Annotated in this window: 14 protein-coding genes and 1 riboswitch; of the genes, 11 read left to right on the forward strand and 3 right to left on the reverse strand. The window is 37.8% G+C overall.

Translation table 11 applies throughout. The features are described from left to right. Window positions 1-88 precede the first annotated feature (88 nt). The 9 genes from SJW71_RS03860 to SJW71_RS03900 all read left to right on the forward strand — a co-directional run bounded on the left by SJW71_RS03860 (window position 89) and on the right by SJW71_RS03900 (window position 12,662). Complete coding sequence (locus SJW71_RS03860; protein WP_431811760.1) at window positions 89-1,585, forward strand: class I adenylate-forming enzyme family protein; 1,497 nt, start codon at window positions 89-91, stop codon at window positions 1,583-1,585. Window positions 1,586-1,773: 188 nt separating this feature from the next. Continuing rightward, window positions 1,774-2,763 carry a C39 family peptidase gene (locus SJW71_RS03865; protein ID WP_312507227.1) on the forward strand — a complete coding sequence of 330 codons (990 nt, stop codon included), beginning with the start codon at window positions 1,774-1,776 and terminating at the stop codon, window positions 2,761-2,763. 61 nt (window positions 2,764-2,824) lie between these two features. Continuing rightward, window positions 2,825-4,057, forward strand: a complete 1,233-nt coding sequence (locus SJW71_RS03870; protein ID WP_431811761.1) for an ATP-grasp domain-containing protein — start codon at window positions 2,825-2,827, stop codon at window positions 4,055-4,057. After that, on the forward strand, window positions 4,054-4,755 hold the full coding sequence (locus SJW71_RS03875; protein WP_274794541.1) for an aspartate/glutamate racemase family protein: 702 nt from the start codon (window positions 4,054-4,056) through the stop codon (window positions 4,753-4,755). Before SJW71_RS03870 ends, SJW71_RS03875 begins: the two co-directional genes overlap by 4 nt. Before the next feature lie 221 nt (window positions 4,756-4,976). Further along, on the forward strand, window positions 4,977-6,125 hold the full coding sequence (locus tag SJW71_RS03880) for a DEAD/DEAH box helicase (protein ID WP_274794540.1): 1,149 nt from the start codon (window positions 4,977-4,979) through the stop codon (window positions 6,123-6,125). A gap of 1 nt (window position 6,126) precedes the next feature. Further along, complete coding sequence (locus SJW71_RS03885; protein ID WP_322611950.1) at window positions 6,127-7,356, forward strand: aminopeptidase; 1,230 nt, start codon at window positions 6,127-6,129, stop codon at window positions 7,354-7,356. Between the two features lie 31 nt (window positions 7,357-7,387). After that, the gene (locus SJW71_RS03890) at window positions 7,388-8,290 is read left to right on the forward strand and encodes an SGNH/GDSL hydrolase family protein (protein WP_322611951.1); all 903 of its coding nucleotides are present in this window, start codon (window positions 7,388-7,390) and stop codon (window positions 8,288-8,290) included. 137 nt (window positions 8,291-8,427) lie between these two features. Continuing rightward, window positions 8,428-9,585, forward strand: a complete 1,158-nt coding sequence (locus tag SJW71_RS03895; protein ID WP_274794537.1) for an exonuclease SbcCD subunit D — start codon at window positions 8,428-8,430, stop codon at window positions 9,583-9,585. Then, window positions 9,582-12,662 (forward strand): AAA family ATPase, encoded by a 3,081-nt coding sequence (locus tag SJW71_RS03900; protein WP_429978503.1) that lies wholly within the window; start codon window positions 9,582-9,584, stop codon window positions 12,660-12,662. Before SJW71_RS03895 ends, SJW71_RS03900 begins: the two co-directional genes overlap by 4 nt. A gap of 40 nt (window positions 12,663-12,702) precedes the next feature. Here SJW71_RS03900 and SJW71_RS03905 read toward each other — a convergent pair whose 3' ends face one another. Beyond that, the gene (locus tag SJW71_RS03905) at window positions 12,703-12,825 is read right to left on the reverse strand and encodes a hypothetical protein (protein ID WP_274794535.1); all 123 of its coding nucleotides are present in this window, start codon (window positions 12,823-12,825) and stop codon (window positions 12,703-12,705) included. Between the two features lie 55 nt (window positions 12,826-12,880). Continuing rightward, window positions 12,881-13,204, reverse strand: a complete 324-nt coding sequence (locus tag SJW71_RS03910; protein WP_274794534.1) for a DUF4870 domain-containing protein — start codon at window positions 13,202-13,204, stop codon at window positions 12,881-12,883. Window positions 13,205-13,331: 127 nt separating this feature from the next. Beyond that, a riboswitch (TPP riboswitch) is annotated at window positions 13,332-13,439 on the forward strand. A gap of 119 nt (window positions 13,440-13,558) precedes the next feature. Between SJW71_RS03910 and thiT the strand changes: the two genes are divergently transcribed. Together thiT and map are read left to right on the forward strand one after the other, a co-directional pair. Further along, window positions 13,559-14,119, forward strand: a complete 561-nt coding sequence (thiT, locus tag SJW71_RS03915) for an energy-coupled thiamine transporter ThiT (RefSeq protein WP_312507221.1) — start codon at window positions 13,559-13,561, stop codon at window positions 14,117-14,119. A 281-nt stretch (window positions 14,120-14,400) separates the two neighbouring features. Continuing rightward, the gene (gene map, locus SJW71_RS03920; RefSeq protein ID WP_429978504.1) at window positions 14,401-15,156 is read left to right on the forward strand and encodes a type I methionyl aminopeptidase; all 756 of its coding nucleotides are present in this window, start codon (window positions 14,401-14,403) and stop codon (window positions 15,154-15,156) included. 28 nt (window positions 15,157-15,184) lie between these two features. Here map and SJW71_RS03925 read toward each other — a convergent pair whose 3' ends face one another. Next, the gene (locus tag SJW71_RS03925) at window positions 15,185-15,898 is read right to left on the reverse strand and encodes a hypothetical protein (protein ID WP_274794531.1); all 714 of its coding nucleotides are present in this window, start codon (window positions 15,896-15,898) and stop codon (window positions 15,185-15,187) included. Between the last annotated feature and the right edge of the window lie 197 nt (window positions 15,899-16,095).

Consider the following 16,095-nt stretch of genomic DNA (forward strand, 5'->3'; position numbering starts at 1 on the left):
CGGATTGAAGAATTCTGGATGCATGAATGTTGAGGAGAATTAATTTACTCTATCTCGGATTAAAAAATGAACTTTTGGAGGGCTTAAAATGACGACGTGTATGACAGATATTCTTGAAAACTATGCTGTACAGCAACCAAATACGATAGCAACCTTGTATGATGGAAAAAAGCTAAGTTATCGTGAACTTTATCAACGTGTTGATCGATTTGCTGCTTACTTACAGGAGCAAGGTTATGAAAAAGAGGATGTAATTGCATTATATACGCTTAATTCCGATTTGTTTTTAATCGCTTATTTAGGTGTTCAATTAGCAGGCTTTATCGTGATGCCCATTAACACTAAATTAGCGGCACCAGAGGTTGATTATATTTTTAATCACTCACAGGCAAAGGGACTAATCTATGATGAAAGATTAGCAGAAACATTGAAGGATGTTTCCTATTCGTTCCAACATGCTATTGAACTTCAGGAAATGAATAATAGGATTGAACAACAGGATCGTGAAAGAACGATCGTTCCATTGGTGGCGGATGATACAGCCGTTGTTATGTACACCTCTGGTACAACTGGTAAACCAAAAGGTGTCATGCTCACCCATCATAATATTGCGGCTACAGCAGAAATTTGGTCTGCTTCTATGAACATGTCGAGCAAGGATAAGATGTTTATTTGCACACCTTTATTTCATTGTGCTGGCCTGCATGTTTTTGCTATGCCGATGTTTTATCAAGGGGGAACCGTTGTTATTGAAGAAGTATTTTCACCAACTAAAACATTAGCGCAAATTGCAGCAACAGAAGCGACGATTTTCTTCGGAGTTCCATCCATGTACACGATCATTTTAAATACGCCTGGATTTAAGGAACATAGCTTAAACCATTTACGTTTATTATGTTACGGGGCAGCTCCAATGCCTTATGAGCTTGTAAAACAAGTAAAAGAGGCATTTCCAAATGTAAAAGTTCAAAATCTATACGGTCAAACAGAAAATTCACCTGCGGCCACATCCTTACTTGATATGGATGCTTTAACGAAAATCGGCTCCGTTGGTAAGCCATTAGCGCAGACAGAGGTCTGTGTAGTTGATAGTGAAGGTAAGTCAGTACCAGCTGGTGAGGTAGGGGAAATTTGTGTAAAAGGGCCACAGGTTATGAAGGGATATTTGCGCAATCCAGAAGAAACAGCTAGAACAATTAGAGATGGGTGGCTTTACTCAGGTGATTTAGGACGGTTTGACGATGAAGGCTATTTGTATATAGTAGATCGAAAAAAGGATATGATCATTCGAGGAGGGGAAAATATTTACCCAATCGAAGTGGAGGAAGTTTTATATCAAATGCCAGAAGTTTTAGAAGCAGCAGTGGTTGGCTTACCACATGAAGTGTATGGTGAGGTGCCGAAAGCATTTGTTGTTTTAAAAGAAGACAAATCCCTTGATGAAAATTCGATACTCTCCTATTGTCAGACTAGACTTGCCAAATATAAAGTCCCTTATGAGATCGAATTTTTAGCTGAGCTACCGCGGAATGCCTCTGGTAAGGTATTAAAGCATACATTACGACCAAAAGAAACGACGATTTAAGTATTATCCATTACGCTTTGGATGCATCACCATAATGGCTTTACATGTGATAGAATTCATGCTCGAATAAGCTTCTATTCTAATAGGAACAACTAGGAAAGTATCGTATAATAGAGTCTACGACAAATTGTATTAATAGAATTGGAGAAGAGATTACTCTTTGAATTAGAATAGGAGCGGAATTTGTCTTGTGGACAGGATATAAGCGCCTTTTACTTATTGGCATTTTGATCATCATGTTGCTGTCTAGCTGCCAGCCATTTTCACAGCAAGATTCACAACAAAAAAACCAATTAACAGTTTTAACAGTAGAATTTAATAGTGGAGCACCTATCCCTAATTTATATTTAACGATCACAGATGTACAAACAGGTGATGTAGTAGAAGAAGCAATTGGTTCTGAAGAAGGGGAAGCAATATTTTCGAAGCTAAAGGCAGGACGAGAATATGCAATTGCTGCAACTACACTAGAAAATAGTGAGGCAAATGTCGGATATACAACAATTGAGAATTTTACGTACGATACAACAAAGCCGTACTATCGATTGCAAACACATTTTTCTAGAGACGAGCAAGAATTAGATGTACCTGTTGTTATGCAAAATCCTGAACTGCCACATGGCTGTGAAATCACATCACTCACAGCCGTGTTAAATTATTTTGGAATGAATGTGACAAAGCTTGAAATGGCAGATCATTATTTACCAAAGCAAGAAATACGTACAGTAGGCGGAAAACGTTTTGGACCAAATCCAAATGTAGCTTTTGCTGGCAATCCTCGTGATAAGGCTCATGGGATGTATGTTTTTGCTGCACCAATTGTCAAAGCGGCAGAGGCAGTCATTGCTGATAAACAGGAAAATTTACGCGTAACGAATATGAGTCAGGCATCACAGGCAGATATTTTAGAGCTAGTCCGTGAGGGAGTTCCTGTTGTGACATGGGTGACACTGGATTTATCAAAGCCTAAACAAAAAGCTGAACGAGGCTGGATTTATGAAGGTGAGTCAACTTCACGGGATGCCTTTATGAATTTACATGCTGTTGTTTTAACAGGACATTTAGGCGATAAAGTAGTTGTAATGGACCCGTTAAAGGGCTACGTAACATACAATGTGGATCAGTTCTTTAATAGCTATCGTGAGTTAGGCAAACAGGCTGTAGCTGTCCATAAATAAGCAAGCTATAAATCTTTAGTATGTTACACTAATAAAAAAAGCAAAAAGTGAGTTGAGTAGAATGGCCATTGAACACGCTTTTTTACCCGTATTGCTTGGGGATGAAATGAATGCTTATGGCATGGCCAGAGCATTTTACGAAGCCTATGGTGTAAAGCCCCTTGCACTAAATCATACAAACATGGAAAAAATTCAGCAAAGTGATTTACTGACTTTTCGTGAGGTACCGAGACTTCATATAGAAGAACGATTTGTTACGGCACTTAAGTCAATTGCCCAGGAATTTATAGATAAAAAATTACTGCTCCTAGCCTGTGACGAATTTTATGTCAAAAAAATTGTAGAGCATAAAGCAGAATTAACAGAGGATTTCATTATTCCTTATGTAGATGCTACACTTGCTCATCAGCTATTAACCCGAGAAAAGATGTATGAGCTTTGTGCACAATATGGTTTTCAATTTCCTGCCATGCATGTATGCACGGTTAATGATTATGAAAACTTCGACATGCCTTTTGAGTATCCAATTGTCATTAAGCCCATGAATATGGAAAAATATGCTGCATGTATTTTTCCTGGTAAGAAAAAAGTATATATTGCACATGATAAGGATGAAAAGGACAGTATATTCCATGCTATTTATAAGGAATCAGCCTATCGTGATGATCTGATGATTCAGCAATATATTCCAGGAGAAGATGCTAATATGCGTGTTGTCAATGCGTATGTTGGACAAGATGGAAAAGCAAAACTTCTTGCTGTGGGCAATCCCATTTTAGAAGAGCATTCTCCAGAAGGAATAGGTCGTTATGTAGCCATCATGACAACTTATAATAAGGAATTGATGGATATCGTGAAGACATTCCTTGAAGCAATACAATTCCAAGGCTTTGCTACATTCGATATGAAATATGATGATCGTGATGGTCAATATAAATTGTTGAGTATAGAATTACATAATGAGCTTTCCAATTATTATGTGACAGCTAGTGGCTATAACTTTATGCAGTATGTAGCGGATGATTTTGTTCGAGGGAGTAAACAATCGTTAACATACGTGGAAAACAAGCATCTTTGGACGATTGTACCAAATGGTGTTCTTTTCAAATATGTTCAAAATGAACAATTAGTGATTGAAGCGAAAAGCTTGATTCGTCAAGGGATGGCTACAGATTCTATTTTTAATTACAAGGATATGAATGCGAAACGATGGTTGAATGTTACGCTTGATAATTTAAGCTTTTATCGCAAATATAAGAAATATTTTAATAACAAAGGTCTGTCTAATATATGAAAAAACAAACTTTAGGTATCATTGGTGGCGTAGGGCCACTTGCAACAATGTTTATTGGTGAAATGATTGTAAGACGTACGAAGGCACAAAAGGATCAGGAGCATTTACATACGATCATAGATAATGATACAAATATCCCTGACCGTACAGCTTTTATTTTAGATAAAACGAAGGATAATCCAGTTCCAGTCATAATTGAGGATGCAAAAAAATTAGCTTCTGTAGGGGCAGATATGATTGCTATTCCATGTAATACAGCCCATACGTTTTATCATGATATTCAAGAGGGTTCACCCATTCCAGTATTGCATATGATTCGTGAAACAGCGAAGCGTGCTGCGGATTTAGGTGCAAAACGTGTTGGTATTTTAGCAACGACAGGTACTTTAACATCTCGTATGTACCAAGAAGCCTTAGAGGAATATGGCATTACACCAGTAGTACCAGATAATGAAATGAGAGCCTATGTCATGACTATCATTTATGATTATGTCAAGGCTGGTAAGGATGTTACGCTGGAGGACTGGCAACCACTAGAAGATGCGATGCTGGCATTAAATTGTGATCGCATTGTGTTAGGCTGTACAGAGCTATCTATTGTTAATCGGGATTTGAAATTAAATGAAATCTATATCGATTCACTAATCGTATTAGCTGAATGTGCCATTTTGGCTTGCGGTTATGAGCTAGTCGATTAGTTGTTGAGTGAATTGAAAAGAATCTGCTTGCTTTTCACGGGTAAGCTACAAGTCTTTAAAGAGTTGTGGACATGCTACTTTTTCCGTGTTAGGTTAGGCAGATTTTTTATGGAAGGAACCGCTGATTTTTGAAACGAATGGTCCATTGCTTCGTACATATAAAGTAGGAAACGGCGGAGTGTGTTAAACTAGTGTCAAGTAGATAGAAGGTGGGAAATAACATGTCAGTCATTAATTTATTAAAAGAAGAAATTCAAGCAAAATGGAACTTTGAAACACCTATGAAAATTCAAGATGAAATGATACCAGCTATGCTTGAAGGTAAAGACATTGTAGCGGAATCGCCAACGGGATCAGGTAAAACATTAGCGTATGTTTTACCACTATTGAATAAAGTAAATGGGGCAAAAAAACAAACACAGGGACTGATCGTGGCTCCTTCACAAGAACTTGCTATGCAGATTGTAGAAGTTATCCGCGAATGGACAGCTGGCACAGATATTACAGTTCAGCAGCTTATTGGTGGTGCCAATTCTGCTCGTCAAATTGAAAAGCTCAAGAAAAAACCAACGATTGTTGTTGGAACTCCTGGCCGTTTAAATGAATTAGCACGAGCAGGAAAATTAAAACTAAAAGAAATAGAAACGATTATTTTGGATGAGTGTGATCAACTGCTTAGTCGCGAATACCGTGTAGTTATCAAATCCTTTATCGAAGGTTCTGCCTATGGCCGACAAGTCGTTGTTGTTTCAGCTACGATTACAGAGGAAATTGAATTAGTAGCAAGTCGTATGATGTTCGAACCAGTTCGTTTTAAAATTAAGCCAGAGGATATGTTAAAGGTCGGCAAAGTTATCCACTCATTTGTGAAGGTAGAAGAACGTGATAAAACTGATTTTCTACGAAGACTATCACATACTGAAGGGTTAAGAGCACTTGCTTTCGTCAATAATATCGATCAATTATTAATGAAGGAAACGAAATTACAATATCGCTCTGCGCCAATCGTAACACTTCACTCCGACATGAAAAAGGAAGAACGTAAAAAGGCATTAGATGCATTCCGTAAAGGGGATGCACGTATTTTAATCGCAACAGATATCGCCGCTCGTGGTTTAGATATTGCAGGTTTAACACATGTTATTCATGTTGATGTACCAAGAACAATTGAACAGTACTTACATCGCTCAGGGCGTACTGGTCGTGCAGGAGCAGACGGAGAAGTATTGACGTTATTATCTTATCGTGATGAGAAGACCTATAAAAAATGGACAAGAGAAATTCCAGGCAAGCCTGTGCAAAAAATATGGCATGATGGCAAGCTGATTGAAGGTAATTCTAAAACAATTGGACAAAAGCGAGGGAATTAACATGACATTTGATGAAAAATTACAGGCATATGCAGAGCTTGCGGTAAAAGTGGGTGTCAATATTCAACCAGGTCAATATTTGTTAGTGAATACATCAGTAGAAGCTTTAGATTTTGCTCGTTTAGTTGTAAAAGAGGCTTATAAGGCTGGCGCAGGGCGTGTCCATGTAAACTTTTCGGATGATGAAATGGATCGTGCGTATTTTGAACACGCTTCTGATGAGGAGTTTAATCGTTTCCCTGAATGGGTCGTAAAAATGCGTGATGAACTAATTGAGCGTAAAGGTGCTTTACTATGGATTGATGCTGCTGATCCTGATAAATTGACAGGAATACCTGCAGACAGATTAGCAACACACCAAAAAGTGTCAGGAGCAGCATTGAAAAATTATCGTAATGCAGTCATGAAGGATTTAATTGCTTGGTCTATCGTCGCGGTTCCTTCACCAAAATGGGCAGCGAAGGTATTTCCTCAATTAACGGAAATGGAGCAAGTTCCAGCATTGTGGGAAGCTATCTTTAAAACGGTTCATATTGGGGAAGGGAATGCAGTGGATAATTGGCGAGAGCATGTAGCTAATTTAGAATCACGTGCACAATTGCTAAATAATAAAAAATATGCAAAGCTTCACTATACAGCACCAGGAACAGATTTAACAATTGCCTTAGCGCCACAGCATAAATGGCTAACAGGTGGCAGTCAAACACCAGATGGTAATATTTTTATTGCCAATATGCCGACAGAAGAAGTTTATACACTTCCGATGAAACAAGGTGTAAATGGGTACGTAAGTAATACCAAGCCTTTAGTTTATCAAGGCAATATCATTGATGGCTTTAAATTAACCTTTAAAGAGGGCAAAATTATTAAAGCAGAAGCTGAAGTGGGTCATGATTTACTGCAAGAGCTGATACAAGTAGATGAAGGCTCTAGCTATTTAGGTGAAGTAGCACTTGTCCCTCATGAATCACCAATTTCAGCGTCGGAGATTTTATATTTCAATACGTTATTCGATGAAAATGCTTCAAACCATTTAGCTATCGGTGAAGCCTATCCGACATGCTTAGAAGGTGGAAGAGATTTAGAAAATGGTCAACTTGAGGCACTAGGTGCAAATATTTCTGTGACACATGAAGACTTTATGATTGGTAGTGGAGAAATGGATATAGATGGTATTTTACCGGATGGTACAGTAGAGCCAATTTTCCGCAAGGGTAGCTGGGCCTTTTAATCACTAGTCAAAGTGCAAAGGAGGAGAGTAGATGAAGCGATTATGGAGCTTCATCGGTGTGACGATATTAGCAATGACATGTTGGGCTTCATCTGCTTATGCTCAAACAGAAAGCTATATAGCTATTGGAGATTCCTTAGCTGCTGGTCAAACACCTTATCAAGAAATTGATGCAGGATATAGTGATTTAATAGCCATGAAGTTAAGTTCAATGGGTCAATTATCATTTTATACAAAAGAACTTGCCTTTCCAGGCTTAACAACGGCCGATGTGCTAGAACGAATCCAATCTGAGGAATCCAAACACTTACTAGAAAATGCGACCCTTATTACAGTGTCAGCAGGGGCCAATGATTTATTACGCCTTGTTAAAGTGAACCCAACTGCTGGCACATTAGCATTTTCACAGCTTCAAACAGATTCCACTTTAAACTTGGCTAGAAAAAATATGATAACCATTTTAGATGAGTTAAATGAACTTGCGCCGAAAGCAAAGATTTTTGTAATGGGCTATTATTTTGCGTATCCATATGTTCATCCTACACAAAAAAAGGGAACGAACGAACAGCTAGTTAAATTAAATACGATTTTACAACAACAGGCAGAGGATGCAGGAGCGGTTTATGTAGATGTTTATGATCGCTTTGGATTGGATGCCATAAACTACTTACCAAATAGTGCAGATGTTCATCCAAACTTTGAAGGCTACCGTCAAATGGCTAATGCATTTTTACAGTCTTATAGTGGTAGTAATGCTTTGACGATCTCTTCATCCGAATTACCCAAGCCCAATCCTCTATCGTTTGAGGAAATTATAAAGCAACAATTATCAGCGAAATCCAAGGAACGGGAAACGACACAACGGCAGTCTACCCGTACAGCTTATGCTATTCAAGGATTTCCTGGCTATAAAGCTTTTATAGAAAACATTTAAATAATCGTTATTAAAGGGCATCTATTTAGATGCTTTTTTATATGAAATCCAATATTGGATAGAACTACTATACTGCTGAATACCACTAGATAGGCAGTAGTCATGCTAAAATATAAAGAAGATTAGGAGGGACTAGAATGAAGATATTTCATACAGCAGATTGGCATTTAGGGAAGCTTGTTCAAGGTGTTTATATGACAGAAGATCAACAATATATTCTGCAACAATTTATACAAGCGATAGATGATGAAAAACCAGATGTAATTGTCATCGCAGGTGATCTATATGACCGTTCAATGCCCCCTATTGAGGCAGTCAATTTACTAAATGATGTATTAGCGAAAATAGTATTAGAGAAGCAGATTCCTGTTTTAGCAGTGGCGGGAAATCATGATAGTGCGGGTCGTTTAAATTTTGGGAGTCGATTGATGAGTGATAGTGGTTTATATATCAAGGGGCAATTTACGAAAGATCATGTCCCTATTATTTTGAATGATCAATATGGAGAGGTACATTTTCATCTTGTACCGTATGCTGAGCCCGCCTCAATTCGTCATATTTTTGAAGATGAAACGATTCGTTCTCATCAAGACGCTATGCAGAGAATTATAGATCATATTACTCAGGATATGGATGCGAGTAAGCGTCATATTTTTGTGGGACATGCTTTCGTCACAAAGTATGGTGAGGAAGAAGCCAATACCAGTGATTCAGAGCGTCCGCTTTCTATCGGGGGCTCAGATTGTGTGAATGCAGCTTTATTTAAACCTTTCCACTATACCGCTCTTGGACACTTACATAAGGCACATTTTGTCTTAAATGAAACGATCCGCTATGCAGGCTCTCCGTTAAAATATTCATTATCAGAGCACTTACATGAAAAAGGCTTTTTAATCATTGAATTAGATGAACACGGTAAAAGCATAGTAACCAAAAGAAAGCTCGTACCAAGAAGAAATTTACGAGTAGTAGAAGGTCAATTGGAGGATCTGTTAAAGCTACCACCGAGTGATGATTATGTCTTTGTCAGATTGACGGATACGACAACCGTCTCTTCACCGATGGAACGCATTCGTAGTGTTTTTCCCCATGCGATGCATGTAGAACGTAAGATACTACGACAAGAGTCACCACGTGAGTTACAAGTTGTAGAAACAGAAAAGCTAGAGGATATAGACTTGTTCCGTTCTTTCTTTACGAATATTATCGGCATCCAGCCAGATGAAGATACGGAACGCCTTTTTACCGAGATGTTACAGGAATTATTAGATGAGGAGCGAGAGACAGTAAAATGAAGCCATTAAAGTTAACGATTACTGCATTTGGTCCGTATAAAGATACTGAGGTGATTGATTTCCAAGAGCTTGGAGAACATCGTTTGTTTGCCATCTCCGGAAAAACAGGCGCTGGGAAAACAACCATTTTCGACGCTATTTGTTATGCGCTTTACGGATCAGGTAGTGGTGAGGATCGCCAGGATACGGCTTTACTGAGAAGCGGCTTTGCTCATGATGATGTCTATACAGCTGTAGAGCTCCTATTTGAAATGCATGGCAGAGTTTATCAAATAGTAAGACAGCCAGGTCATATTAAAGAAAAAAATAAAACGATCACAGGTAAGAAAATAGAATTAGCTGAAGTAAGAGAGGGAAAGCTCGATTATAGCATCGTAGAGAAACAACAAACGCTTGAAGTCGATAAAAAATTGCTGGAAATCATAGGTCTCACAAAAGATCAATTTAGCCAAATTGTAATGTTACCTCAAGGTGAATTTCGCAAGTTATTGACCTCTGACTCTACAAATAAGGAAGTTATTTTACGAAAAATCTTTAAAACAGATCGTTTTGGCGTCATGACAAAAAAACTGGATGCCAAACGGAAAGAGGCGGAGAAGGATTTTGAGCGTGCCAAGCAATTAAAGGAACATCTATTAGGTCAAATTGTTGGTGCCTTACCGCAACGTTCATCCTCTTTATTCACCTTGATTGCTGACAATACGGAAAATTTACATCAACTGACACAGGCACTTGAGGAGGAGTTTAGCTACTATAAGAAATGTATAGAGGAAGAACAGCAGCAATATGATGAAGCTTATAGTCTTCATCAAAAGGAGCAGGAATATTATCGACTAGCAAAAACAATAAATGAGCAGTTCGAAGAGCAAGCTAGTCGGCAGCAGAGACTGCAACTATTGTTAAAAGAACAGGATAGATACCGAGCAAAGGAGCAGGAGATTGTTTTAGCAGAACAAGCGGAGCGACTTGTGCCACTTGAACAACAATGTATTGATTTACGTGCTGAACTGAACTTAAAAGAACAAACATTTCAACAGGCTCAATTTAAACTTCAACAAACAAAAGAGCAGCTACAACGGGCACAAGAAAAATATCAGATTGAAGAGGCGAAAGAGCCTGAACGTCAACAGATGTTGCAGCAGGAATTGCAATTACAGACTTTATTGCCTAAATTTGAAGCCTATGAAAACAATGTGCAGCAGCTGCAAATAGCAGAACAATATGTCGAAACAGCAAAACAGGCAGTAGCTGATAATCTTATGTTATTGGAGAAAGAACAAGGGCAGTTACAGCAATTTTCTCAAACGATGGAACAATATGAAAAACAGGTTGAGCCATATGAAAGCTACTTAGAGCAGTTACCGAAACTTCGTGAGCAGGTAGCATTAATAAAACAAGTAGACAAATACAAAGGGGCTGTAGAGTTAGCTAAGCAGGACGTAGCCACTTCTGACATTCACTATCAGGAGAGTAAAAAGGCTCTACAATTATTAGAGCAGCGTTGGTTGACAAGTCAGGCTAGTATTTTGGCTGAACAGTTGAAGGACGGGGAACCTTGCCCTGTATGTGGCAGTTTGACACACCAGAAAACACATAATGAGCAACAGGAAATGATAGAGCTCTCTGAAGTCGAAGTGTTAAGGGCTAAGGCTTCTTTAGATGAGCGTAAGTACCTAGAAAAAGAAGCGCTCTTGTCATCTGCGCAACAGCTTTATCAAGAAACCTGTCAGCAACTAGAAGAGCAGCACATTACACAGCAAGACCATGCACAGCTCATCTCTACATTAAACAACATAGAGCAAGAGATTGCGACATTAAAAATTGTTCATCATCAATTAGCAGATATGCGATTAAAACTTAAGCAGCAACGTGAGAGAATAGAGCAGCTACGAACTAAACAGATGAACTTAGAGCAATATTTAGCTGAGCAGTTGAAAGAAATGACAAGACTGCAAGCAGTTCTTGAAGAACAGCTTAAACATATGCCAAACCATTTACCAACCTTGCAGCAATTACAGCAACAGCTTACAGATATCAGTAAACAAAAAATGGATTTGCAAAAAAGATGGCAAGAGAGTCAAGACGAATTGCATAGCGCGAAGGAAGCAACAAGTAATGCAAAATTGACGATGGAAATAGCCAAACAAACTTTTGAAGAATTACAACTCAAAATGAATGAAAAACGTCAGCAATTCTCAGCAAGCATGCAGGAGATAGGCTTTGACAGCTACGAGGAATATACAGCTGCCAAACGGAGTTTATTGCAAATAGAGACCCTTCGAAAAGCTTGTAGTGACTATGCTTTACAGGTACACACATTGCAAATCCAAATTACTGAAGGGGCTATGTATCTTCAAGGAAAAGAGCAACAAGATTTAGTGTCCATGGAAGCCAAAGTAGAACAACTTCGTATATCTTATGAGGAAGCATTTAAACGTTTACAACAGTTGAGAGGTTTTGCTCAAGCTTGCCAAGGTTTTATTGAAAGAGTAGAAGAAATAGCGAGGGAGCTTCATTTACTTGAGCAAGAAGCGGGAAGAGTAAAGGAGCTCTATGGATTATTAAACGGCCAAAATTCGAAAAAGTTATCTTTTGAGCGCTATATTCAAATTAATTACTTAGACCAAATTACTGAAGCTGCCAATATTCGCCTTTATCATTTATCAAATGGTCAATTTGAGCTCAGACGTTCAGATAGATTGGAAAAGCATGCGAAACAAAGCGGACTAGGTCTTGATGTCTACGATGCCTATACCGATCAACTACGAGATGTCAAAACATTATCGGGAGGCGAAAAATTTAATGCCTCATTAAGCCTTGCCTTAGGAATGGCAGATGTAATTCAAAGCTTCCAAGGTAATATTCATATTGAAACGATGTTTATTGATGAGGGCTTTGGTTCGCTTGATGAGGAATCATTAAATAAAGCAATCGATACATTAATTGATTTACAGGATTCTGGTCGCATGATTGGCGTAATCTCTCATGTGCCTGAATTAAAATCTGCAATGCCAGCGGTTTTACATGTAGAAAAGACATTAAATGGCCATAGTCAGACATACTTTGAAGTGAAATAAGTGAAAGGCGTATTTCCGAAATAGGGAATACGCCTTTGTTTTATTTTTTTCGAGAAGTGGCTGTAGGAGTTGTTCCTTTTTTTGCAGCCATTACTTTTTTGACGATAGGAATAACAATAGGTGCCAATTTTACAGCAGTTTTCACAACGTTTGATACTTTCATTAAAAAACAGCTCCTTTTACAATTATTACTACCTGTTTCGCTTAAAATTGAAACATTAACGTATTACTCGAACAGCCTGAATAATATTCCATATGACAATACCAAGTGAGACAATGGCATAAACGGCAAATGAAACTAACCAAACAACCATCACAGTATTATTACTTGACGTTGGATCTAATCTTAATGTAGAAAAAACAAAGACAATAAAAAATAGGATGCCAAAAACAAAAGGAATTAAATGAGAGACAAGTGCACGAATTGAATGTCTTTTTACATCACTATCTTTCGTTACAAAGTAAACAATTAATGGGACGATAAAAGGGGCGAAGAAAATACTAAGATAACTAAAGGCAGATAAAATTTTTTGGTTCTCCATAGTTGTACCTCCTTTTTTAATATTTACGCATGAAAAACGGCAAAGTTTCAAAAAAATAATGTATGGAAGAGGTTGTAATCATCCAATCCTTTGCGTACAATGGGATTGTTCAAATAAATTCAGATGTAACGACCACAAGGGGAGCTGATGATGTCAGCTGAGACTGGGCACGTAATGCCTTGACTCTTTGAACCTGTAAGTTAACACTTGCGTAGGGATGTGGATAGAAACCGACACTTGTACGATGTCAGGCTCTGTCCTGGCATCGTTTTTTCATTCTTTAGGAATAAAAAAGATGTCTGCATTTCTATTCCTGCTCTTGTATCCTACATCGGAACAAAGGAGAGAATATGTATGGACAAAAAAAGACTATTAATGCTTGTGGAGATTGCGATATTTGCAGCGATTGGCCTTGTGCTCGATCAAGTATCCTTTAAAGTATGGGCACAAGGTGGCTCTGTTAGTCTTGTCATGGTGCCTATTATGTTAATTGCATTTCGTTGGGGCTTAGTTGCTGGGCTAACAACGGGATTACTTGTGGGTGTTATGCAAACCATGTTTGGTGCTTATATTGTGCACTGGCTTCAAGGATTATTGGATTATGGTGTTGCCTTTACAGTTGTAGGATTAGCAGCAGTTGTACGTGGACCTGTGTTGGATGCTGCAAAAAATATGAACAAAACGAAAATGGCACTTTACATTATCGTAGGTACTGTTTTTGCAGGCTTTTTACGATACGCAGCACATACAATTGCTGGAGCTGTATTTTTTGCAGAGTATGCGGGTGATCAAAATGCATGGATCTATTCTATCATTTATAATGGTACATATATGTTGCCAGCAACCATTTTAACGGCAATTGTAGGCGTGCTTTTATTCACAGCCGCTCCACAATTAATGCAAAGAAAAGCATAATAAAAGTTTCCTCAAATGATTTATTGTAAAAGGGTATAAAAGCTTTTCGTTCTATACTACTTGATGATATTCGCTTTCGCACAGAATCATTAGCAAAATTATCAACTTTTTTCAACAACAAGCAAGTCCCTTCACTCATGTGAAGGGACTTTTGGTCATGAATAGCTCTTTTAGCACTTTGCATTGTAGGAAAGCATACAATATTTAAAGCGTTTATCGTTATACGCATAAAAAGTTATGTTATATTAAAGAATAGATATTAGATGAAAGGGACGTTATAAATGATTGTAAAAACGCAAGATGAGATTGAAGCTTTTAAAAAAATTGGACGCATTTGTGCCGAAATTCGTGAAGCCATGAAAGCAGCAACAAAACCAGGTGTTACAACACTTGAGCTAGATGAAATTGCTGGCCGCATGTTTGCAGAGGCTGGTGCTATTTCTGGACCTAAGGGGGAATATGATTTCCCAGGATATACATGTATTAGTGTCAATGAAGAAGTGGCACATGGTATTCCAGGAAAACGTGTTATTCAAGAAGGGGATATTGTGAATATCGATGTTTCTGGGTCTTTAAATGGATACTTTGCAGATACTGGCATTTCATTTGTTGTTGGTGAGGGTTATGAGGACAAAGAAAAACTATGCCGAGTTGCTAAAAGTGCTTTTGATCGAGCAATGACAAAGGTTAAAGCAGGGTCTAAATTAAATCAAATAGGTAAAGCGGTTGAACGAGAGGCGAATGCTAATGGTTTAACTGTTATTATGAATTTAACAGGACATGGCTTAGGTCAATCTTTACATGATGAGCCTAATCATATTTTAAATTATTATGATGCGTGGGATTCTACGATTATGAAAGAAGGAATGGTGCTTGCTGTTGAGCCATTTATCTCAGCAAAAGCAGAGCATATTGTAGAAGCTGGTGATGGTTGGACATTTGTTACACCTGATAAATCGCTTGTAGCTCAAATTGAACATTCAGTTATTGTCACTAAAGATAAACCAATTATTTTAACTTCCTTAGATGAAGAATAGGATATAATTTAAAATCCTGCTAACCAATTTATTTTTGGTGGGCAGGATTTTTTTTAATAAATAAAATACCAACAAAGAGAACACCACATAAAAATAAGGCGGCAGTTGTTACAAGAAGCTCATCAAAACCATTATGTAAAGCGATTCCTAAATAAGCCCAAATAAAAACACTCGGATACATGGTATCAAAGTGATGAAAGCGGATATGTAGTGCAATAGCTCCACCAAGTGTCAGTAAAATTACTGCCCAAAGAGGAGTGCTAAGACCAAAGCCGTTCCAACCATAAGCCGTTAACGTAAAGCTACTATTCGTAATCAAGATAAATGTCATCCATGCAAAATAAATGGAGAAAGGAATACGACCTGACAACGCTTTGTCGTGAAGAGAGTACGTATTATACAACATAAATAAGTACAAGACCAAAAGCAAGGTGATGCCAAGAGAAACAATAAATAACTCATGATGCCATACATATATCGTTAAGGCTTGCAAAATATTTATGCAACTAAAGAGAGCAGACTGTTTCATAGATGTCTTTTTAATGTTCACCAATAACCAATAGCCAATTAATAAATAAATGACAATCCATATTGCATGACTAATATCAACTGGTGCAAATACTACAGAAAACCGATTAGAAATTTCTAGAGAAGATTGACCGTTTATTTTCATGAAAAAGGATAAAAAGGTTAGGATGAATGAGACAAGATAAGAGATTGTCATCAAGATAAACCGAGGCATGATTTCCTCTCCCTTCGTGTTTAGATTGTATAGGGAAAAGACAAATAAGTATAGTACTGTCACTTTTTTTATTATAACGGAAATTTCCAACAATGTATCGTGTTGTTTTGCTAATAATCACTACAATTTACCATCTCAATAGGCATCTATATTTTTCTTTAGTACAATGGGATTATCTACATAAAAGGAGTGAAGTT

The organism is Lysinibacillus sp. FW12 (genome assembly GCF_050817245.1).
Lineage (GTDB): Bacteria > Bacillota > Bacilli > Bacillales_A > Planococcaceae > Lysinibacillus > Lysinibacillus irui.